The sequence below is a fragment of the uncultured Finegoldia sp. genome, from assembly GCF_947252345.1.
Classification (GTDB): Bacteria; Bacillota; Clostridia; order Tissierellales; family Peptoniphilaceae; genus Finegoldia.
Map to the genome: position 1 here is coordinate 1 of NZ_CAMXVC010000031.1, position 19402 is coordinate 19402.

General features: G+C 34.1%; 17 protein-coding genes. 13 read left to right on the forward strand and 4 right to left on the reverse strand.

The window, feature by feature from the left end; all coding sequences use genetic code 11:
* The first annotated feature begins 173 nt into the window (after nucleotides 1–173).
* Both Q0X02_RS06625 and Q0X02_RS06630 read left to right on the forward strand, forming a co-directional pair.
* Nucleotides 174–1178, forward strand: a complete 1005-nt coding sequence (locus tag Q0X02_RS06625; protein WP_297813369.1) for a DNA adenine methylase — start codon at nucleotides 174–176, stop codon at nucleotides 1176–1178.
* A gap of 1 nt (nucleotide 1179) precedes the next feature.
* Nucleotides 1180–1968: a TRM11 family methyltransferase gene (locus Q0X02_RS06630; RefSeq protein ID WP_297813373.1), complete on the forward strand. Its 789-nt coding sequence runs from the start codon at nucleotides 1180–1182 to the stop codon at nucleotides 1966–1968.
* A 120-nt stretch (nucleotides 1969–2088) separates the two neighbouring features.
* On the opposite strand, the gene Q0X02_RS06635 is transcribed toward Q0X02_RS06630, so the two are convergent.
* Genes Q0X02_RS06635 through Q0X02_RS06645 form a run of 3 tightly spaced genes read right to left on the reverse strand, consistent with a single transcriptional unit; the run spans nucleotide 2089 to nucleotide 4055 of the window.
* On the reverse strand, nucleotides 2089–3231 hold the full coding sequence (locus Q0X02_RS06635) for a hypothetical protein (RefSeq protein ID WP_297813376.1): 1143 nt from the start codon (nucleotides 3229–3231) through the stop codon (nucleotides 2089–2091).
* A gap of 1 nt (nucleotide 3232) precedes the next feature.
* A complete protein-coding gene (locus Q0X02_RS06640) occupies nucleotides 3233–3841 on the reverse strand; it encodes a hypothetical protein (protein ID WP_297813379.1) in 609 nt (202 codons plus the stop codon).
* Nucleotides 3822–4055 carry a helix-turn-helix domain-containing protein gene (locus tag Q0X02_RS06645; protein WP_297813382.1) on the reverse strand — a complete coding sequence of 78 codons (234 nt, stop codon included), beginning with the start codon at nucleotides 4053–4055 and terminating at the stop codon, nucleotides 3822–3824. Before Q0X02_RS06645 ends, Q0X02_RS06640 begins: the two co-directional genes overlap by 20 nt.
* A 308-nt stretch (nucleotides 4056–4363) precedes the next feature.
* Here Q0X02_RS06645 and Q0X02_RS06650 point away from each other — a divergent pair, with 308 nt between their 5' ends.
* From Q0X02_RS06650 to radA, 11 genes are all read left to right on the forward strand, one after another.
* On the forward strand, nucleotides 4364–5944 hold the full coding sequence (locus Q0X02_RS06650) for a type I restriction-modification system subunit M (protein WP_297813385.1): 1581 nt from the start codon (nucleotides 4364–4366) through the stop codon (nucleotides 5942–5944).
* Complete coding sequence (locus Q0X02_RS06655) at nucleotides 5937–7184, forward strand: restriction endonuclease subunit S (protein WP_297813388.1); 1248 nt, start codon at nucleotides 5937–5939, stop codon at nucleotides 7182–7184. The genes Q0X02_RS06650 and Q0X02_RS06655 overlap by 8 nt, the downstream gene beginning before the upstream one ends.
* A gap of 64 nt (nucleotides 7185–7248) precedes the next feature.
* Nucleotides 7249–7824 (forward strand): restriction endonuclease subunit S, encoded by a 576-nt coding sequence (locus Q0X02_RS06660; protein WP_297813391.1) that lies wholly within the window; start codon nucleotides 7249–7251, stop codon nucleotides 7822–7824.
* A 9-nt stretch (nucleotides 7825–7833) separates the two neighbouring features.
* A complete protein-coding gene (locus Q0X02_RS06665) occupies nucleotides 7834–10854 on the forward strand; it encodes a type I restriction endonuclease subunit R (RefSeq protein WP_297813394.1) in 3021 nt (1006 codons plus the stop codon).
* A 21-nt stretch (nucleotides 10855–10875) separates the two neighbouring features.
* Nucleotides 10876–11253: a hypothetical protein gene (locus tag Q0X02_RS06670; RefSeq protein WP_297813399.1), complete on the forward strand. Its 378-nt coding sequence runs from the start codon at nucleotides 10876–10878 to the stop codon at nucleotides 11251–11253.
* Nucleotides 11254–11416: 163 nt separating this feature from the next.
* Entirely contained in the window at nucleotides 11417–11593 is a 177-nt protein-coding gene (locus tag Q0X02_RS06675; RefSeq protein ID WP_297813402.1) for a hypothetical protein, read from the forward strand.
* A 191-nt stretch (nucleotides 11594–11784) separates the two neighbouring features.
* The gene (locus Q0X02_RS06680) at nucleotides 11785–12246 is read left to right on the forward strand and encodes a CtsR family transcriptional regulator (protein WP_297813405.1); all 462 of its coding nucleotides are present in this window, start codon (nucleotides 11785–11787) and stop codon (nucleotides 12244–12246) included.
* A gap of 9 nt (nucleotides 12247–12255) precedes the next feature.
* Nucleotides 12256–12858 (forward strand): hypothetical protein, encoded by a 603-nt coding sequence (locus Q0X02_RS06685; RefSeq protein WP_297813408.1) that lies wholly within the window; start codon nucleotides 12256–12258, stop codon nucleotides 12856–12858.
* Nucleotides 12851–13846, forward strand: coding sequence for an ATP--guanido phosphotransferase (locus tag Q0X02_RS06690; RefSeq protein WP_297813411.1), 996 nt, complete (start codon nucleotides 12851–12853; stop codon nucleotides 13844–13846). The genes Q0X02_RS06685 and Q0X02_RS06690 overlap by 8 nt, the downstream gene beginning before the upstream one ends.
* Nucleotides 13843–16260, forward strand: coding sequence for an ATP-dependent Clp protease ATP-binding subunit (locus Q0X02_RS06695; protein ID WP_297813414.1), 2418 nt, complete (start codon nucleotides 13843–13845; stop codon nucleotides 16258–16260). The genes Q0X02_RS06690 and Q0X02_RS06695 overlap by 4 nt, the downstream gene beginning before the upstream one ends.
* A gap of 1 nt (nucleotide 16261) precedes the next feature.
* Nucleotides 16262–17617, forward strand: coding sequence for a DNA repair protein RadA (gene radA, locus Q0X02_RS06700; RefSeq protein ID WP_297813417.1), 1356 nt, complete (start codon nucleotides 16262–16264; stop codon nucleotides 17615–17617).
* Nucleotides 17618–17687: 70 nt separating this feature from the next.
* On the opposite strand, the gene Q0X02_RS06705 is transcribed toward radA, so the two are convergent.
* Nucleotides 17688–19373: a M3 family oligoendopeptidase gene (locus tag Q0X02_RS06705; RefSeq protein ID WP_297813420.1), complete on the reverse strand. Its 1686-nt coding sequence runs from the start codon at nucleotides 19371–19373 to the stop codon at nucleotides 17688–17690.
* Nucleotides 19374–19402 lie beyond the last annotated feature (29 nt).

Here is a 19402-nt window from a genome sequence, read left to right on the forward strand (position 1 = left end):
GAACGATACATGATATAATAAAATATCGTATTTATTAAAAAATTCTTATTATTCAGCAAAATATAAAACATCAAGTTGTTTAAAACAGAAAAATAAGAAAATGACTATAAATTAAATTTTGTAATATCAAATTAAGAAAGTTTGAAAAACGTCTTTATATGTGAGGGAAAATTGTGAATTATATAGGTTCAAAGTATTCTATTTTAGATTTTTTAACAGAAAAAATATATGAAGTGAGTGGATATGCGTTAGGAGATAATCTCGTTTTTGCAGACCTTTTTGCTGGAACTGGTGTTGTAGGTGCGAAATTCAAAGAAAATGGATGCAGCGTGATTTCTAACGACATACAATATTATAGTTATGTGATTAATAAATACCTTATAGAAAATTGTAGTAATGTTGATAATTCTTTGGTTGAATATTTAAACTCTTTAGATGGTGTTTCCGGTTTCGTGTATAACAACTTTTGTTATGGTTCTGGAAGTGGTAGAAATTATTTTACAGACAACAATGGAAGAAAGTGTGATGCAATAAGATTGGAAGTAGAAAAACTGTTTAATGAGAACAAAATATCTGAACAGGATTATTTTGGTCTGATAGCAGGTCTTATCAATTCGATTGACAAGTGTGCGAATACAGCATCAGTATATGGAGCTTTTTTAAAACATATTAAAAAATCAGCTCAAAAAGATTTTTCTTTGGAAATGCTACATAGACCAAATGGTATTCAAGGCAAAGTTTTTAATGAAGATGTAAACAGTTTAATCACTAGAATACAAGGTGATGTACTTTACCTCGACCCACCATATAATCAAAGACAGTACTCGTCAAATTATCACGTTTTAGAGACTATTGCTAGATATGACAATCCGATTTTGAAAGGCAAAACTGGTCTTAGAAATTCAGATGAACAGAAAAGCAAGTTTTGTTCAAAAAGAACAGTAGAAAAGGAATTAGAGTTTTTAATTGCAAATGCTGATTTTAAGTACATATTTCTTAGCTATAACAACGAGGGATTGCTTGATGTGGAAAAAATCAAAGATATTATGGGTAAATATGGGAAATATCAATGTTTCACAAAGACAAATAGACGCTTCAAAGCCGATAAGGATGTTAATAGGAAAATTCTAGCTAAAGAAACAACAGAATTTTTGCATTGTATGAGCAAGGAGTTTTAAAATGGCTAAATATAATGATATAGATAGTTCAAGATGGAGAGAATACGATGATGTCGAAACAGATTCTCTATGGATTATAGAAAAAAGGGATAATAGTGGAGCTCATAGTGGTAGTTATCACGGAAATTTTGTTCCGCAAATTCCATATCAATTATTCACAAGATATACCAAGAAAGGTGATTGGATTTTAGACCCATTTATGGGTAGTGGAACTTCGTTAATAGAAGCTCAGAGGATGCAAAGAAATTCGCTTGGGATTGAACTTCAATATGATGTTGCTAAGGAGGCTTATGGTAGAATTAGTTCGGAAAGAAATGAACTTGTTCAGACTAAAATTGTTGTAGGAGATAGCAAAACTTTTAATATTGAGGACAAATTGAAAAGTCTTGGATTGAATAGTATCCAATTCGTCATTCTGCATCCTCCTTATTGGGATATTATTAAATTTTCAGATAATCCCGATGATTTATCTAATTGTAATAGTTTACAATCTTTTTTAGAATCATTTGGTAAAACCGTTGACAATACAATAAATGTTTTAGAAAAAAATAGATATTGTGCAGTTGTTATTGGCGATAAATATGCTAATGGGCAGGTAGTTCCTCTTGGATTTTATTGTATGAATTTAATGATTGAAAAAGGACTGATTTTAAAAGCTATATTAGTAAAAAACTTTGGCGAAACTAAAGGTAAAGCAAATAAGAAAGGTATATGGCGCTATCGTGCTTTGGTAAATGACTTTTATATTTTTAAACATGAATATATTTTTGTTTTTAAAAAGGTAAAATGAACTCTGATTTTTATTGTAAATGAATTAAGCAAATGTTGTACGAGACAATTAACGGATATTATAAAACACCAACTTTAATGCTTTTTATTAAGCAAAAAGTTGGTGTTTTATAATATAATATTACAGTATTTTTTCAAAATCAATTTTGCTTTTGTTTTCATTAATGGCAAAGTATTCTGTTTGCTTTATAGTGATATTAGAATTTGTCGTATTGAAACATTTACTTCGCATATAATCAATTAAATCTTCGTCATTTGTTTTTTTAGCAACTATACAAGGGGTGACTTCAACTGTTTTATCTTGGTAGTTTGGGATAATATAATCACAAAGCCATTTTATGTACCAATCAAGTTGATAATCCAATATTTGTCTTGTTGGCTCTACACACTTTAATTCAATTACTTTAATAAAAATTTCATTATCTTTCTCTTGGATAATTAATATATCTATTCTTTGCATTCCAACACCACAGGAAACCTCGTTGCCTATCCAAAAATCCATACCTGGAAAATCCAATAGGTTTAATGAAAGAATATTTTGTAAAATATAAGCTTGAAGGTGAACTTCAAATGCGTGACCAGTTTCTATTTTATATAGTAATCTTTCCTTAATTGATAGGGAATTTGTTCGTCCGTTGTAGGTAAAGTCTTTGTTGTTTTCTGCTATTTTTTTTAAACGAGTGTCGTATGTGTAATTGTAACTTTGTAATGAGTACTCTTTATTTATGTATTTGAGTTTTTTTAGTAAATCACTAAATTCAAAATCAGTAATCATCGTGCATCCACGATTAGCTTTTAGTTTTCTATAAATTAAACTCCAGCATAATTCATAAGGATGAGACTTATCTTCTAATGAATCCAAATAATCATGTTCTGTTACGCCCTCAGGGAAAACGCCATGCTCAGAAGGCTCAATAAGAATACGATAAGATAATCCCTTGCCCAATTCTTTTTTTAGAAAATTGTCAGAATCATTTTCGTCAAAAAACGCCCTTGTTTTTGCTTTAAAAACCCCGAAAAATCTGCCGGGTTGTCCTCCTGTTGATTGTAAATAGAATATGATATTATCTCCGATTTGTATCCTAGAAATATCAGCTATCATACATACTAGGTTCCTTTCGGTAATTGGGCTAAAATTTTTAGCTGAAATATCTGTAGTGGTTAAAAATGTTGAAAGGACTTCTTTGTTTCCGATTCCAGCAAATTTGTACTCCAAATGTAATTTAAATGTTTGTTCGTTAACTATAAACACATGAGTATTCATTTTATTTCTCCTTCAAATGTTTTCTAAATTCAATAGGGTCATACCAAAAACAACCTTTACAAGAATCTTCATCGCCATTATGCTCAGCACTTCCGCTGTAATATGACATTGGATATCCTAATTCCTTTGCATCGTATCTTATTCCAGTTATCTTGCATTCTTTGCAAAATTGACGCTTGGCATCGTTTGCGGCCTTGCTTAATGGTTGGAAATCAGATAATTTTTGATTTTCATTTCGCATTACTCTTGACTCATTTTTTCTGCCGTTCTTATGGTCAACTTCTGGATTAGAAGTTCCTAGGATGACACATCTTTGTTTTTTAATTTGTTTTTTTATACTATCACTAATATGCTGAGAGTATTCTTTTTTATTAAAACCAACAGTTCTTATAGCATCTGTTTTGTTTCCAGGAGTTCTAGATTTGTCACGTTCAACTTTGTATTTCTTTCCAAAAGTTGAGTCATCTCTAGACCATCCAGCACCATTAAGTAATTGCAAAGATTGATATTCTCCGACAAATTCATCAACAGAAACCCATCTGCTAAATCCATTTTTATCGATTCCAGCCAATTCTTCAAATAATTCGATTTTAGTTTTTTTCCTTGTCATTGACATCTTCCTCTATAAAAAGCTTATAAGTTTCAATTTCAAGAGCGTCTGCAATTTTTTGAATATTATATAGCGAAATGCTTCTTCTATAACATTCTATTGCGCTTATATATGTACGGTGCATTCCGCATTTATCAGCAAATTCTTCCTGAGATAATCCCAATTGAACTCGATATTTTTTTAAATTATTTGCAAAAACTTTTATAATATCCATTGTAAAATCTCTCCTCAAAAATAGTTTAATTAAAGCGAATAATAAAAGTCTACAGACAATAAGTATCACTAGATATATAGTAATATAATAAAATTAAATTCATCACTAATGTGTTACGAACACGTACACCGGCGACAAAGCAAATAAATAAAACACAAAGCCAATACATTTTCAAAATGTGTTGGTTTTTTATTGTCAAAGTTCAGAGATAAAAATACTATGGGAAAATCTGTATGTGATATAATTAAATTGAAATATTACGTAAAATTTTAAAATAAAAATTTATGAAATTAATAGGAGAGATGAAAATGTCGGTAGTATCAAACGAGAATAACGAATCAGCACAAAGAGCGGAACTTCACAGAAAAATTTGGGCGATTGCAGATGATGTCAGAGGTGCTGTTGACGGATGGGACTTTAAACAATACATATTGGGAATATTATTCTACAGATTTATTTCTGAAAATATCACAGAATTTTTCAATAAAGTTGAACACGAAGCAGGTGATGAAACATTCGACTACGCAGAAATAACTGACGAGGAAGCGGAGATGGATTTCAGACCGGACACTGTAGAAGAAAAAGGATTTTTCATTTTACCAAGTCAATTATTCAAAAACGTCGTAAAAACAGCACACACCAACGAAAATCTGAATACTGATTTGGAAAATATTTTCAAATCAATAGAATCAAGTGCGATAGGATATCCATCAGAAGATGACATCAAAGGATTATTCGAAGACGTTGATACTACGAGCAACAAACTAGGAGCAACAGTAGCAGAGAAAAACAAAAGATTATGTGACATATTAACGGGAATTGACAAAATAAATTTTGGCAAATTCGAAAACAACGACATCGATGCGTTCGGCGATGCTTACGAATATTTGATATCCAACTACGCAAGTAATGCGGGAAAATCAGGAGGAGAATTCTTCACACCACAAACAGTTTCAAAACTATTGGCAAGACTCGTAATGGACGGAAAAACAAGCATTAACAAGGTATATGACCCAACATGTGGCAGTGGCTCACTTTTGTTGCAAATGAAAAAACAATTTGAAAAACACATCATAGACGAAGGATTTTTCGGACAAGAAATCAACATAATCAACTTCAACCTTGCTCGTATGAATATGTTCTTGCACAACGTGAATTACAATAATTTTTCGATAAAAAGAGGAGACACGTTGCTCAATCCATTGCACAATGATGAAAAGCCATTCGATGCGATAGTTTCCAATCCACCTTATTCAATCAAATGGGTGGGAGACAATGACCCGACGTTAATCAACGACGAAAGATTCGCCCCTGCTGGAAAGCTTGCGCCAAAATCATACGCAGATTACGCATTCATAATGCATTCATTATCGTACTTGTCCAGTAAAGGAAGAGCCGCGATAGTATGTTTCCCTGGAATATTCTACAGAAAAGGCGCTGAAAAAACCATCAGAAAATACTTGGTAGACAACAACTTTATCGATTGTGTAATTCAATTGCCGGAAAATTTATTCTTCGGAACATCAATCGCCACATGTGTACTTGTAATGGCGAAAAACAAAACAGAAAACAAAATACTGTTCATAGATGCAACTAATGAATTTAAAAAAGAAACCAACAACAATATATTAGAAGAAAAAAACATAAATGCAATTGTAGACGAGTTCAGAGACAGAAAAGAAGTAGATTATTTCTCCAGATATGTAGACAAATCAGAAATTGAAGAAAATGAATACAACTTGTCAGTGTCAACATACGTTGAAAAAGAAGACACCAGAGAAAAAATAGACATCAAAGTACTCAACAAACAAATCGAACAGACCGTACAAAGAATAGACGAATTGCGAGCTTCGATAAATGAAATAGTAAAGGAGCTTGAAGATGAGTAAAATAGATGAATTATTAAAAAATGAAAAAGTTGAGTGGAAAAAGCTGGGAGATGTCTGCGAGATAAAAAGAGGAGAAAGAGTTACTAAAAAAGACCTATTTACTACTGGAAAATATCCCGTAGTATCTGGTGGAACAGGGTACATGGGGTACATCAATAATTATAATAGAGATGAGGATACGATTACTATCGCACAATATGGTACTGCGGGTTATGTTAAATGGCAAACAGAAAAATTTTGGGCTAATGATGTATGTTTTTCACTCTACCCAAATGACAATATAAATAAAAAGTATCTTTATTATTTTTTAACTGATAAACAAAATTACTTATACTCAATTTCCAATAAATCAGCAGTTCCTTTTAGCATTTCTAAAAATAAAATATTGAAAATTCAAATCCCAATACCATCCCTTGAAACTCAAGAAAAAATCGTCGAAATACTTGATAAATTCACAAATTATGTTACTGAATTACAATCTGAATTACAAGATAGGACTAAACAATACGAATACTACAGAGATATGCTATTAAGCGATAAGTATTTGAACTCAATTTCAAATACACCAGAAAATACTAAAGTAAAAAATATTAAATTTATTGAATTAGGAAATTTATTTGAAACTAGGAACGGATATACTCCTTCTAAATCTAATAAAGAATATTGGGAGAACAAAGAAATTCCATGGTTTAGGATGGAAGACATACGTGAGAATGGGAATATTCTAAGTGATGCGAAGACATATGTTTCAAAATCGGCTATCAAAGGAAAAGTCTTTGACAAGGATTCTATTATACTTTCAACATCTGCAACAATTGGAGAACACGCTTTAATTAAAGTTCCATTTTTAGCTAATCAAAGATTTACTTGTTTTACTTTGAAAGATGCTTTTAAGAATGAAATTAACATTAAATTCATGTATTACTACTTTTTTATTATAGATGAATGGTGCATTAAGAATGTTAAAATAGGAAATTTCCCATCTATTGAAGTTAAAAGATTATTGATTCAAAGTATTCCGGTACCAAATATTATTATCCAAAACAAGGTTGTTGAGGTGCTTGATAAATTCCAAGCTTTGCTTGCCGATACTGAAGGTTTGCTACCACAAGAGATTGAACAAAGACAAAAACAATACGAATATTTTCGTGAAAAACTCTTGACATTTGACGGAAATGTGGTAAGCAAGCAAGCAAGCAAGCAAGCAAGCAAGCAAGCAAGCAAGCAAGGTAATATCTAACAGATATTATCAATTGCTTGAAGAAGCTTGTAAACTTGCAAAAATTGATTGCTTTAAAATTAAGATGGGAAAATTATCGGACTATTTAATAGAAACAAAAAATATTAAATGGAATGATAAAGAAGAATTTACTTATATTGATTTATCATCTATAGATAGAGAAAATAATTCAATTCTAGCAACAACTGTAGTGAATAAAAATAATGCGCCTAGTAGAGCAAGGCAGTTAATTAAGAAAAAAGATATATTGTTTGGAACTACAAGACCATTGCTAAAAAGATATTATTTCGTTGAAGAAGAATATGATGGGCAATTGTGCAGTACTGGTTTTTGTGTTTTAAGGACGAATGAGGAAAAAATATTACCGAAGTGGATTTATTATAATATAATGACTAGTAAATTTTTAGAATTTGTTAAGATAAATGAAAAAGGAACAAGTTATCCTTCGATTTCAGATTCTACAGTAAAAGAATACAAAATCCCAGTGCCACCAATACCTGTTCAAGAGCATATTGTTTCTATTTTAGATAAGTTTGATGAGTTGGTGAATGATATTTCGGGGGGGATTCCGAAAGAGATTGAGTTAAGACAGAAAGAATATGAATTTTATAGAGAGAAGTTGTTAAATTTTCCTAGATAGGAGGAGATTATGTCTGATAAGTTTGTAAATTATAATACGTCGACTATTGCAGAGATGAATAATGGAATTATTTTGTCTAGTTATAAAAAAGAAAGTGTCGTTGAGGAATCTTATCAAACTGAGAGCCAACTGGAGATGAAGTTGATTAAGAATTTGGAAAGCCAAGGTTATGAGAGACTTTTTGCTCGTTCGAACAAGGATTTGTATGAGAATTTGAGGTTGCAAATCGAGAGGTTGAATAATGTTCGTTTTTCGGATGAGGAATGGAGCAGACTTTTGGTTGAGTATTTGGATTGTCCAAGCGAAGGTTTGATTGAAAAGACTAGAAAGGTTCAAGAAAATCATATTTACGATTTTGTATTTGATGACGGACACGTGAAGAATATCAAGATTATCGATAAGAAAAATATTCACAACAATTTCCTACAAGTTACGAATCAAATCAATGCTGAGGGCAAGAAGAAAAATAGATACGATGTGACGATTTTGGTGAATGGGCTTCCTCTTGTTCATATTGAGTTAAAGAGGAGAGGGTTGAATTTGCAGGAGGCTTTCAATCAAATCCACAGATATAGCAAAGAAAGTTTCAATGAGACTAATTCGTTGTACAAGTATGTTCAAATTTTCGTGATTTCAAATGGTACCATTACGAGATATTTTGCAAATACTACTGCTTCGAACAAAAATAATTATGAGTTTACTTGTGAATGGGCAGATGCCAAGAACAAGACTATTTGCGATTTGGAAGATTTTACGAAGACTTTTTTTGAAAAGCGTGTTTTGCTAGAAGTAATTACGAAATACTGCGTGTTCGATGTGAATGATACTTTGCTTGTAATGAGACCGTATCAGATTGCAGCGACTGAAAGGATTTTGTGGAAGATAAAATCAAGTTATGAAACGAAGAAGGCAGGAAAGGCTGAGGCTGGTGGATTTATTTGGCATACTACTGGTTCTGGTAAGACGTTGACATCTTTCAAGGCTGCAAAGCTTGCGACTGATTTGGAATTTATTGACAAGGTGTTTTTCGTGGTTGATAGAAAAGATTTAGATTATCAGACGATGAAGGAGTATCAAAGATTTCAACCGGATAGTGTGAACGGCTCTAAGGATACGAAGGAATTAAAAAAATCTATCGAAAAGAAGGACAACAGAATTGTTGTAACTACTATTCAAAAATTGAATGAGTTTGTAAAGAAAAATCCTAATCATGAGATTTACGATAAGCACTGCGTGATTATTTACGATGAATGTCACCGTTCACAATTTGGCGATGCTCAGAAAAATATCAAAAAATCTTTTAAGAAATACTACCAATTTGGGTTTACTGGCACTCCTATTTTTGCAGAAAATTCAATTAATGGGAATACTACTGCGGAGATTTTCGGGGCGCAACTTCACAGTTATGTGATTACGGATGCTATTAGAGATGGCAAGGTGTTGAAGTTCAAGGTGGACTACAACAATATTACTCCGAAGTTCAAATCAGCAGAAGAAGAAATTGATGAGGATAAGCTCAAAAAAGTTGAGAACAAGATGCTTCTTCACCCAGAACGTATTTCAGAAATCACAAAATATATTTTGGATGTTTACAATACGAAGACTCACAGAAATGAGTTTTATGATTTGAAAGATAGAAGGCTTAACGGGTTCAATGCAATGCTTGCAGTCCAAAGTATTGATGCGGCAAAGTTGTATTACGAAGAATTTGAAAAACAACAAAGAGATTTGCCCGAAGATAAAAAGTTGAGGGTTGCGACTATTTTTAGTTTTGCTGCTAATGAGGAACAAAGTGCTATCGGGGATATAGAAGATGAAGTGTTCAACACTTCTGCTATGAATTTGTCAGCAAAGGAGTTTTTGGACAAGGCTATCACGGATTACAATAGTTATTTTAAGCAAAACTTCTCCACAGATGGAAATGAGTTCCAAAATTACTACAAGGATTTGTCACACAAGACTAAAAGAAAAGAAATAGACTTGCTAATTGTAGTCGGGATGTTTTTGACAGGATTTGATGCTCCGACTTTGAATACTTTATTTGTCGACAAGAATTTGAGATATCACGGATTGATTCAAGCTTTTTCGAGAACTAATCGTATTTTGAACAAGGTGAAGACTTTCGGAAATATTGTGTGCTTCAGGGATTTGGAAAAAGCAACGGAAGATGCTATTAAAACATTCGGCGATGAAAATAGCGTGAATATTATTCTCGAAAAAAGCTACGAAGAATACATGGAAGGTTTTACAGACGAAGAGACTGGGAAAGTTACCAAAGGTTACAAGGATATTTGCAACGAGATTGTAGAAAAGTTTCCTGAGCCAACAGAGATTTTCTTGGAAGCTGACAAGAAGGAATTTGTGCAGCTTTTTGGTGAATTATTGAAATCGGAAAATATTTTGAAAAACTTCGATGAGTTTGAAAATTTCGACAAAATTATTTCCGACAGATTAATGCAAGACATGAAGAGCGTGTATGTGGATATTAGAGAAAACATCGTGAATGCGAGACGTTCTGGAGATTCTGAGGAACAACAAGTTGATTTCTCTGATGTGGAATTTCAAATTGATTTGTTGAAGACTGATGAGATTAATTTGGATTATATATTGGCTCTGATTTTGGAAAAATCCAAAGAGCATGAAGATGTTGAAAACTTGAAGGCAGAAGTTCGTAGAGTTATAAGATCCAGTTTGGGAACGAGAGCTAAGGAAGATTTGGTCATGGATTTTATTAACAAGACAAGATTATCTGAATTGAAAGATAATGATGATATATTGGAAACTTTCTATTCATTCGCAAGGAAAGAAAAAGAAAAGAAGGTTGAATCTCTAATTGAAGATGAAAAATTGAAAGAAGGAGCATATCATTTTATCAACAAATCAATTGCAAAAGGTTTCGTCGATTATGCTGGTACTGGATTGGATAAAATTTTGCCACCAACATCTCGTAGACAAGGTGCAAGAGAAAAGAAAAAACAAAATATTCTCGAAAAAATTGAAAAAATCGTGGAAGTTTTTGTAGGAATATAAATCTCGTAAAGGGGCTAAAAAATGAGTAGTCAAATGAAAAAGAGTATAGATTCGAAGAAAATATTTTATGGAATTACAATATTTTCAGTGTTGTTATTTGTTGTTGGAATTATAATTACTGTGACAAATAATCCGTTGAATGGTGGTGTAGCCAATGTGTTGAACAATGAATTTTTTAATCACATTACGATGTTTGTTCCTTTTTCGATGTGGGCTTGGTTAATTATTTTTGCTATTTTATTTGTAAAAAAGAATTGGGTGGTTGTAACTACTTGTATTGTCTTGGCAATTCCGCATTTAATTTTAATTGCGGTGCTGGTTATCGATTCACACAGTCTGGTGGAAATTCTAAAATGGTATGTTATGATTTTAAGTTTCGGAAGTATTGTTCTTAAATAGAAAAGGACTATCCAGATGAAAAAAATATGTTTTAATTTGGAATGGGGGTCTTATCCTATCCAAGACCTATCCAAGAATTAGATAGCAATGGTTATGTTGTCGATGATATCAGCGCTGAAGAATTGGGATTTAGTGATGTGATTTATGCGAAAAAATTTTAATCATGCAAAAACTGTATAATGATTTGTTTATAAACAACGAAAAAGAATTTTTGTATATTGGAATGAAAAAACAAGATGATGTTAATAGAATTAAAGAATTATACGAAGAAGTTGCAGAAGAATTTTATTTCAAGCTAAATGATAAATTTATTTTAGAAATATCACAATTGGATATTTGATTTCTTAGAAAAAATTAAATTATGATTTTAAATCATTGAGGGAAGCTTTGAAGCTTTCCTTTTTATTTTGGAAAATATTAGAGATTTTGTAAATTTTGTTTGTTGATACAAAAGGTCAGAGATGGTATAATTTAATAAAGATGAATTTTTTTTATTCGATTAGTCAGAGAAAGTCAAAAGGGGTGGTTGATATGGCAGGACTCAGTAATAGTATTGAGGCTTTTCTGAAGGAAATGTTGAATAATTCTGACGACGATTATATAGAAATTGGCAGAAATGATCTTGCCAGCCAATTTAATTGTGCTCCATCGCAGATTAATTATGTGTTGACAACTAGATTTACTCCTTACAAGGGATATTATATTGAGAGTAGACGCGGTGGAAGTGGTTATGTTAAAATAATAAAATTAACAATCAAAGATGATAATCCTATCAAGGAGATTGTCGATGATGTTATTGGCGATAAAATTACAAAGGATAAGTCGACTAATATTATCAAGATGCTTTTGGATGAAGATTTGATTACGGATAGGGAGGCGTTGGTTATGATGCACGCTTTGGAGGATAATACGTTGTCGAAGGTTGATTTTAATGATAGAAATATTTTGAGGGCAGATTTGTTGAAGAATATGCTGTTGGCTTTTATGAGGTAAGGTGATTATATGAAATGCGATAATTGTGGCAAGCCTGCTTTTATTCAGGTTAAGGTCGTGGGGCCTTTTGGTGGTCGTGATGTTAATTTGTGTCACGATTGTTATGCCGATTATATGGATAGATTGAAAAAGGAGATTATTTCGAACTCTGATTTTAAATTTGATTCTGAAAATGAATTGAATGACAACAAGGAGCTTTTCGAGGAGCTTGCAAAACAGATTTCAAATGTTGTGGAGCATTTGCCTTTTGAGAAGGTTCAGAAAAAATCCGAGGATGATTTTTCGGATGAAAAATTGGTGTGTCCTGTTTGCAATATGCCTTTTGAGGAGTTGAAAAATTACTCGTCGATTGGTTGCAAGTATTGTTACAAGAATTTTAGGGATTTTATTTTGAAAAATCGAAGTTCACATGGTTATCCAAAATACTATAAGGGAAAATTTCCGAAAAAATTCGAGGATGCGAAAAAGATTTTAGAGAGGTTGTATGTTTTGTCGGAGGAACTTTATTTGTGTTTGCAAGAAGAAAAATTCGAAAAGTGTCACGAAATTCAAGAGGAAATTAACAGGTTAGAGTCAAGCGTTCAAGATTTAAGGGATAAATGCTATGAATAATTCAAGTGTTGTTGTGAAATCGATGGTTTGTATGAGGAGAAATTTGTCCAATTACAATTTTATGATGGTAATCGATACAGATTCTTGCGATGAGATGAAGTCAGATATTGAGAAAGAGTTGGATAGTTTGGGATATTTGAAGGACTCTAAGGTTTACAATATCAAAGACACTAAGTCTACGACGAAGGATTATATTAAAAAGAGAGGATATATTTGCAGTTCGTATTACGAGGATGTGTCGCCTGTTGTTTTTATAAATGACGAGAAGAAGGTTGTGTTTTCTTTGGGAGACAATGACCACGTTCGTATTATCAAATACGATTATGGCAGGAATTTAAGGGATGTTTACAATGATTGCCTCGAGATTGAGGAGAAGTTGAATGATAGGTTAAACTTTGCATTTGATATCGACATTGGATATTTGTCGGATGATTTTATGAGTGCGGGTTGTTTGACTGATGTGGATATTTTCTTGAATTTGAAGGCGTTGGAGCTTTACAATGAGATTGATTACATTTCAGATATTGCAAAATTCAGAGGATATACGCTTGAAAAGGCGTACGATTCTAATACGAAAAGTTCAATTTACAAGTTGAGTACGAATGATTTTGTAGCGGACTGTGAGTTTGCAATTAATGATTTGACTTTGTTGGTTGATTCTATTTCAAGAAAAGAAATGGACAAGAGGAAGATGTTGATTGAACAAAATCAGAAGTTTAAGGATGAGCTTTTGAGAAGTGTGTCGATGTTGAAGTATTCAAGAGTGTTGGACGAGGTGGAGGCGATGAACAAAATTACGGATTTGTTGATTGCGATTGATTTTGGAATTGTCGATGGATACGAGGTCGATGACATTGTGAAGCTTTTTGATAAGACTAATAAATTGACTCTCGAAAAATTTCGAGATGATAACAATTTGAATCAAAATATTGGTGTTCTTCGAAGTGAGATAATTAAGAATACGTTGGAAAGACAGGTGAAAAATTGAGAAAATCAGATATTTACAATTTGAGAATGGAGGCCGTGTACGAGGCGATTAGTTTGAAACATTCTGATATTGGTGTCGAGCATGTGTTGCTTGCGATGTTCAAGTTTGATTTCAAGGCGTCGCAGTTGTTGAAGAAATACGGTGGAAATTACGAAAAAATTAGAAATTTAATCATAGATGAGTTGGGATATGGAACGGATGAGTCTCGAAACCAAAAAATCAGTCCCAAATTAGAGGAAATCATCACACAAGCTGTCAGTTTGTCGAATAATTACAATGAAAGGGCTTTGAAGCCGGAGCATATAATGGCGGCACTTTGCTTGGATGGTACAAATTATGCGTTTCATTTGATGCAAAAAACCGGCGTCGATATTATGAAGTTGTCGGTTGATTTGCGAAGGTATTTTACTATGAAGATGAAACAGGAGAACAATATCGATGACTCGCAAGCAAAATCTTCGAGAATGAGTGAGATTGAAAAATACACTAAGAATTTGAATGAGCTTGCCCGACAACACAAGATTGACCCTTGCATTGGTCGTGAAAACGAGATTGAGCGTATAATTCAAGTTCTTCTACGACGCAAGAAAAACAATCCTGTGTTGATTGGAAATCCAGGAGTTGGAAAGACTGCGATTGTCGAGGGATTGGCTGTTAAGATTGTCAAGGGCGAAGTGAATGATATTTTCAAGGATAAGGAGATATTGGCACTGGATTTGGCGGCTTTGTTAGCTGGTACAAAATACAGAGGGGATTTTGAAGAGAGAATCAAAAAAGTTATCGACATTATGTCTAATTCGACGAACAAAATTCTGTTCATAGATGAGCTTCACTCGTTGATGGGAGCTGGCGGTGCAGAAGGAGCGTTGGATGCGTCAAACATTTTGAAGCCTTCTTTGGCGAGAGGGGAGTTGCAGATAATTGGTGCGACGACTATCAACGAGTATCGAAAAACTATCGAAAAGGACCAAGCTTTTGAGAGACGTCTTCAAACCATATTGGTGGATGAGCCATCGGTGTCGGATTCCATTAAAGTGATTGAAGGTTTGAAGGAAACTTACGAAAATCACCACAATGTTTTGATTACTGACGAGGCGATAAAAGCTGCGGTGGAACTTTCCGACAGATATATCAATGACAGATATTTGCCTGACAAGGCGATAGATTTGATTGATGAAGCACAATCTATGGTCAGAGTGAAAAACTTCACCGGAGGCAAAAATTACGAAAAAATCATTGCCGATTTGGAAAATGAAAAACAAGAAGCTATCAATAATGCAGATTTCTTGTTGGCTGCAGAAAAAAGAGATTCTATCGAAAAAATTATTGACGAGATGAACGAGCAAGACAACGACGAAAATAAATTGGAGATTGGCTTCGACGAGATAGCGAACATCGTGTCACGTTGGTCGAAGGTTCCGGTATCTAAATTGACGCAATCAGAATCGCAAAAATTCCTCTGCTTGGCAGACAATTTAAAAAAAGACGTTATCGGTCAGGACAAGGCAATTGATTTGATATCCAATGCGATAAAAAGAGCGCGTGTCGGTCTGAAAAATCCCAACAAACCAATTGGTTCGTTCGTATTTGTAGGGCCAACGGGTGTCGGCAAAACGTATTTGGCGAAGAAGCTTGCCAAGGAGTTGTTCAACGATGAGAACGCGATGATAAGAATAGATATGACAGAATATATGGAAAAACACTCCGTGTCCAAATTGATAGGCTCGCCACCGGGATATGTTGGCCACGATGATGGTGGACAATTGACTGATATGGTGCGAACAAAACCGTACTCTGTGATTTTGTTTGATGAAATTGAAAAAGCACATCCGGATGTTTTCAACACGTTGTTGCAGGTTTTGGATGACGGTAGACTTACAGATTCCAAAGGACGTGCTGTGAATTTCAAGGACACTGTAATTATTATGACTTCAAATATTGGAGCGAGTGAGCTTGAAAGCAAAAACGTCCTCGGATTTAACACAAAAGAAGATGTTGTCGAAGACGAGTACAACAGAAACAAAGAAACTATCAACAATGCGATGAAGTCGATGTTCAAGCCGGAATTTATTAACAGATTGGATGATGTCATTTTGTTTAATAATTTGACAAAAGAAAATGTAAAAGAAATCGCAAAGCTTATGATGGATGAGTTGGTAAAAAGAATGGCGAAGAATGATTTGATAATTTCTTATGACGAAAAGATATTGGATTATTTAGTCGATAAGGGTTACGATAAGAAATTTGGCGCCAGACCACTTGAAAGACTTATCAGAACAGACATCGAAAACGAACTTGCCGACAAGATTTTGAGTGGCGAAATCGACAAAACGAGAAAAACCACAATCACTGTTGTCAATGACAAGGTTAGTTTCAGAAGATATGTGAGACGCAAAAAGACTGTGAAACAATAATATGAAAAAGAAAACAAAATATGTATGCAAAAATTGTGGCTACGAACAGGCTATGTGGATAGGAAAATGCCCCAGTTGCAACAGCTGGGGTTCTATGCAGGAGCGAGAAATCGTAGACGAAAAATCAAACACAACGACGAGTGTAAAATCGACTAATGCAATCAAGTTAGTCGATGTCAAGATAGATTCATCGGACAGGATTCAATCGTCGATTACTGAATTGAACAGAGTTTTTGGTGGTGGACTTGTCCGAGATTCCGTGTCGATTCTAACGGCGAGGCCGGGGGCCGGAAAATCGACTCTGCTTTTGGAACTAGCGAATGATTTGGCTAAGAAAAACATAAAAGTTCTCTACATTTCAGGAGAAGAATCCACATCGCAAATCAAACAACGGGCGATGAGAACGATGGAGGAAATTCCGGAAAATATTTGGCTGATTTCAACGACGAGTATGGACAATGCGTTGGATTCGATAAACAAAATAAAGCCGGATGTTATTTTCTTGGACAGTATTCAAACTTTCCAGCTTCGAGAATACAATTCACGTCCGGGCTCTCCCGTGCAAACTGTAGAATGTGCAAATAAAATCGTCGAGATCTGCAAAGACCCTGAAAAACCAACTCTTTGCATTATGGTTGGGCATATGACAAAATCAGACGAGATGGCTGGACTTAGAACACTTGAGCATTTGGTGGATACGGTGCTTTATTTGGAAGGAGAAAGCGACGAGCCTCTTAGATTGTTGACAACTACGAAAAACAGATTCGGTCGAACGGGCGAGATTGGGCTTTTTAATATGCAGGAAGATGGAATAAAAGAAATCACCGATGCGTCCGATTATTTTGTCACGAAAAGAAAAAAGGATGTAAATGGCGCAGCACTTTCTGTTATAAAAGAAGGCTCACGAATTTTGGTCGTGGAAGTGGAAGCTTTGGTGTCGAAATCATTTACGCCGTATCCGCAGAGAATAGGAGACAGCCTTCGCAAAGACCAATTGAACACTCTTATTTCTATCTTAGAAGAACGTGCGGGAATCAATATGTACGACAAAAATGTCATAATAAAAACAACTGGAGGAATAAAAATCCAAGAGCAATCCGTAAATTTGTCCATAATAATGGCGATTGCATCATCGCTTATGAACAAGGCTATTTCTTCTGATGTCGTGTTCATCGGCGAAGTTGGATTGACTGGTGAAATAAAAAGAGTTCCACAAATCGAGACGAGATTGAGAGAAATTGAAAGATTGGGATACAAAAAAGTCTACATTTCACAAAACACAAAACTAACACAAAAATACAATCTTGAAATCAAACAATTTGACAGCATAAGAACTGTAATCTCGGATATATTTTAAAAGCACTCACAATAAAAGTGAGTGTTTTTTTGTGAATAAAAAAGGATGGACAATTGTCCATCCTCAAATTTTACAATTCTTTTTCTATTTCGTCTAATATTTCCAATAATTGTGGAAGAATCTCTTCGAGAACTCCATCGTTCATTGGGTTTTTGATGTTGCCGGCCTTCATTATTCCGAAGAATGATTGGCTTCCACCGACTTTGCAAATTTCGAGGTAATCCTTGAAAGCATTCTCGCGATTTTTCCTCGATTTTAATAAGAATTGGAACGCACAAACTTGTGCTAATGTGTAGTCAATGTAGTAGAATGGGTTGTTGAATACGTGACCTTGTCTGAACCACCAAGTTCCCTTTTCCAAAAATTCATCATCATAATCCAAATCTGGGCGATACATCAATTCTATTTCGTGATATTTTGCCTTTCTTTCTGCAGGTGTGCAATCAGGATTTTCGTAGACGAAGTGTTGGAAATGGTCTATCGTCACACCGTAAGGGATGAAGCTTATAGCTCCGTCCAAGTGAGCGAATTTGAACTTGTTTGTTTCTTCCTCGAAGAACAAATTCATCCATGGCCAAGTCAAAAATTCCATACTCATTGAGTGGATTTCACAAGCCTCGAATGTCGGCCAGATGTATTCAATTATTCTTCCATCCATTGAAGTGTAAGATTGGAATGCGTGGCCTGCTTCGTGAGTCATTACTTCTACGTCGTGAGTAGTTCCGTTGAAGTTGGCGAAGATAAATGGAGATTCATAATCTTCAATTGTCGTGCAATATCCGCCGCCTTCTTTGCCCTTTTTGCTTTCCAAATCAAACAATTCTCTTTCGTACATAAAATCGAAGAATTTTTTAGTTTCCGGAGACAATTCCGAGTACATTTTCTTGGCGTTGTCTACCAAGAAGTCTTTTTTTCCGTGAGGTTTTGCATTGCCGTCTGTGAACATTATGTTGCTATCGTAAGATTTCATATCTTCGATTCCAATTCTCTTGGATTGTCTTTTTCTCAATTCAAGATAAACTGGCGTTACGTAATTTTTGACAAATTCTCTGTATTTTGCTACATCATTTTTGTTGTAGTCTGTTCTCATCAATGACTTGTATTGGTATTCGATGAATGAGTCAAATCCCAAAACCTTCGCCATATCTGTTCTGACGTGCACCATCTCATCGTAGATATCGTCGATTTCTTTTTCGTGTTGTTGGAAAAACTCGGAAACCTTTTTCGTAGCAGCTTTTCTCTCGTCACGATTTTTGGATTGAGTGTAAGGTGCCATTTGTGACAACGTCAATATTTTGCCGTCAAACTCAATCTGTGCAGATGCGATTAATTTGTTGTATTTTGTAGTCAATTGGTTGTCTTTTTGCTTGTAAGGAACTGCCTTTTCGTTGAAAATCAATTGGCAGCTAATCAAATCAAACAAATGTTGTCCAAAGTGTTTTACCAAATCGCCCTTGAACTTTGAATCGTTGATTGCTTGTGACATTTTCGTTTCCAATACCGAATAATATGGCATATACTCATCTAAGAAATCTTGTTCTTTTTTGTAAAACTCATCGTTTGTGTCGATGGAATGGCGAATGTATGCGAGGTTCACGTTGGTACTGAACGTCTTTTTAAATTTGTCCATTTCTTCCATGATTTTGATTTGTTCTTCGGAAGTTGTGGAATCGTTAAATCTTTTGATAAAATCTTCGACCTTTTTCTTGTCTTCTTCAAAATTTGGTCTAGTGTATTTGTATTCTGTAAATTTCATTTTTTCACCTCTAAAATTATTTTATCATA

What these genes read in the sequence shown, in the direction of transcription:
- Q0X02_RS06685 (WP_297813408.1), top strand. Translation starts at nt 12,256, where the DNA reads ATGAAATGCGATAATTGTGGCAAGCCTGCTTTTATTCAGGTTAAGGTC.
- Q0X02_RS06655 (WP_297813388.1), top strand. Translation starts at nt 5,937, where the DNA reads ATGAGTAAAATAGATGAATTATTAAAAAATGAAAAAGTTGAGTGGAAA.
- Q0X02_RS06675 (WP_297813402.1), top strand. Translation starts at nt 11,417, where the DNA reads ATGCAAAAACTGTATAATGATTTGTTTATAAACAACGAAAAAGAATTT.
- Q0X02_RS06705 (WP_297813420.1), bottom strand. Translation starts at nt 19,373, where the DNA reads ATGAAATTTACAGAATACAAATACACTAGACCAAATTTTGAAGAAGAC.
- Q0X02_RS06670 (WP_297813399.1), top strand. Translation starts at nt 10,876, where the DNA reads ATGAGTAGTCAAATGAAAAAGAGTATAGATTCGAAGAAAATATTTTAT.
- Q0X02_RS06650 (WP_297813385.1), top strand. Translation starts at nt 4,364, where the DNA reads ATGTCGGTAGTATCAAACGAGAATAACGAATCAGCACAAAGAGCGGAA.
- Q0X02_RS06630 (WP_297813373.1), top strand. Translation starts at nt 1,180, where the DNA reads ATGGCTAAATATAATGATATAGATAGTTCAAGATGGAGAGAATACGAT.
- Q0X02_RS06645 (WP_297813382.1), bottom strand. Translation starts at nt 4,055, where the DNA reads ATGGATATTATAAAAGTTTTTGCAAATAATTTAAAAAAATATCGAGTT.
- Q0X02_RS06635 (WP_297813376.1), bottom strand. Translation starts at nt 3,231, where the DNA reads ATGAATACTCATGTGTTTATAGTTAACGAACAAACATTTAAATTACAT.
- radA (WP_297813417.1), top strand. Translation starts at nt 16,262, where the DNA reads ATGAAAAAGAAAACAAAATATGTATGCAAAAATTGTGGCTACGAACAG.
- Q0X02_RS06690 (WP_297813411.1), top strand. Translation starts at nt 12,851, where the DNA reads ATGAATAATTCAAGTGTTGTTGTGAAATCGATGGTTTGTATGAGGAGA.
- Q0X02_RS06660 (WP_297813391.1), top strand. Translation starts at nt 7,249, where the DNA reads ATGGGAAAATTATCGGACTATTTAATAGAAACAAAAAATATTAAATGG.
- Q0X02_RS06640 (WP_297813379.1), bottom strand. Translation starts at nt 3,841, where the DNA reads ATGACAAGGAAAAAAACTAAAATCGAATTATTTGAAGAATTGGCTGGA.
- Q0X02_RS06680 (WP_297813405.1), top strand. Translation starts at nt 11,785, where the DNA reads ATGGCAGGACTCAGTAATAGTATTGAGGCTTTTCTGAAGGAAATGTTG.
- Q0X02_RS06665 (WP_297813394.1), top strand. Translation starts at nt 7,834, where the DNA reads ATGTCTGATAAGTTTGTAAATTATAATACGTCGACTATTGCAGAGATG.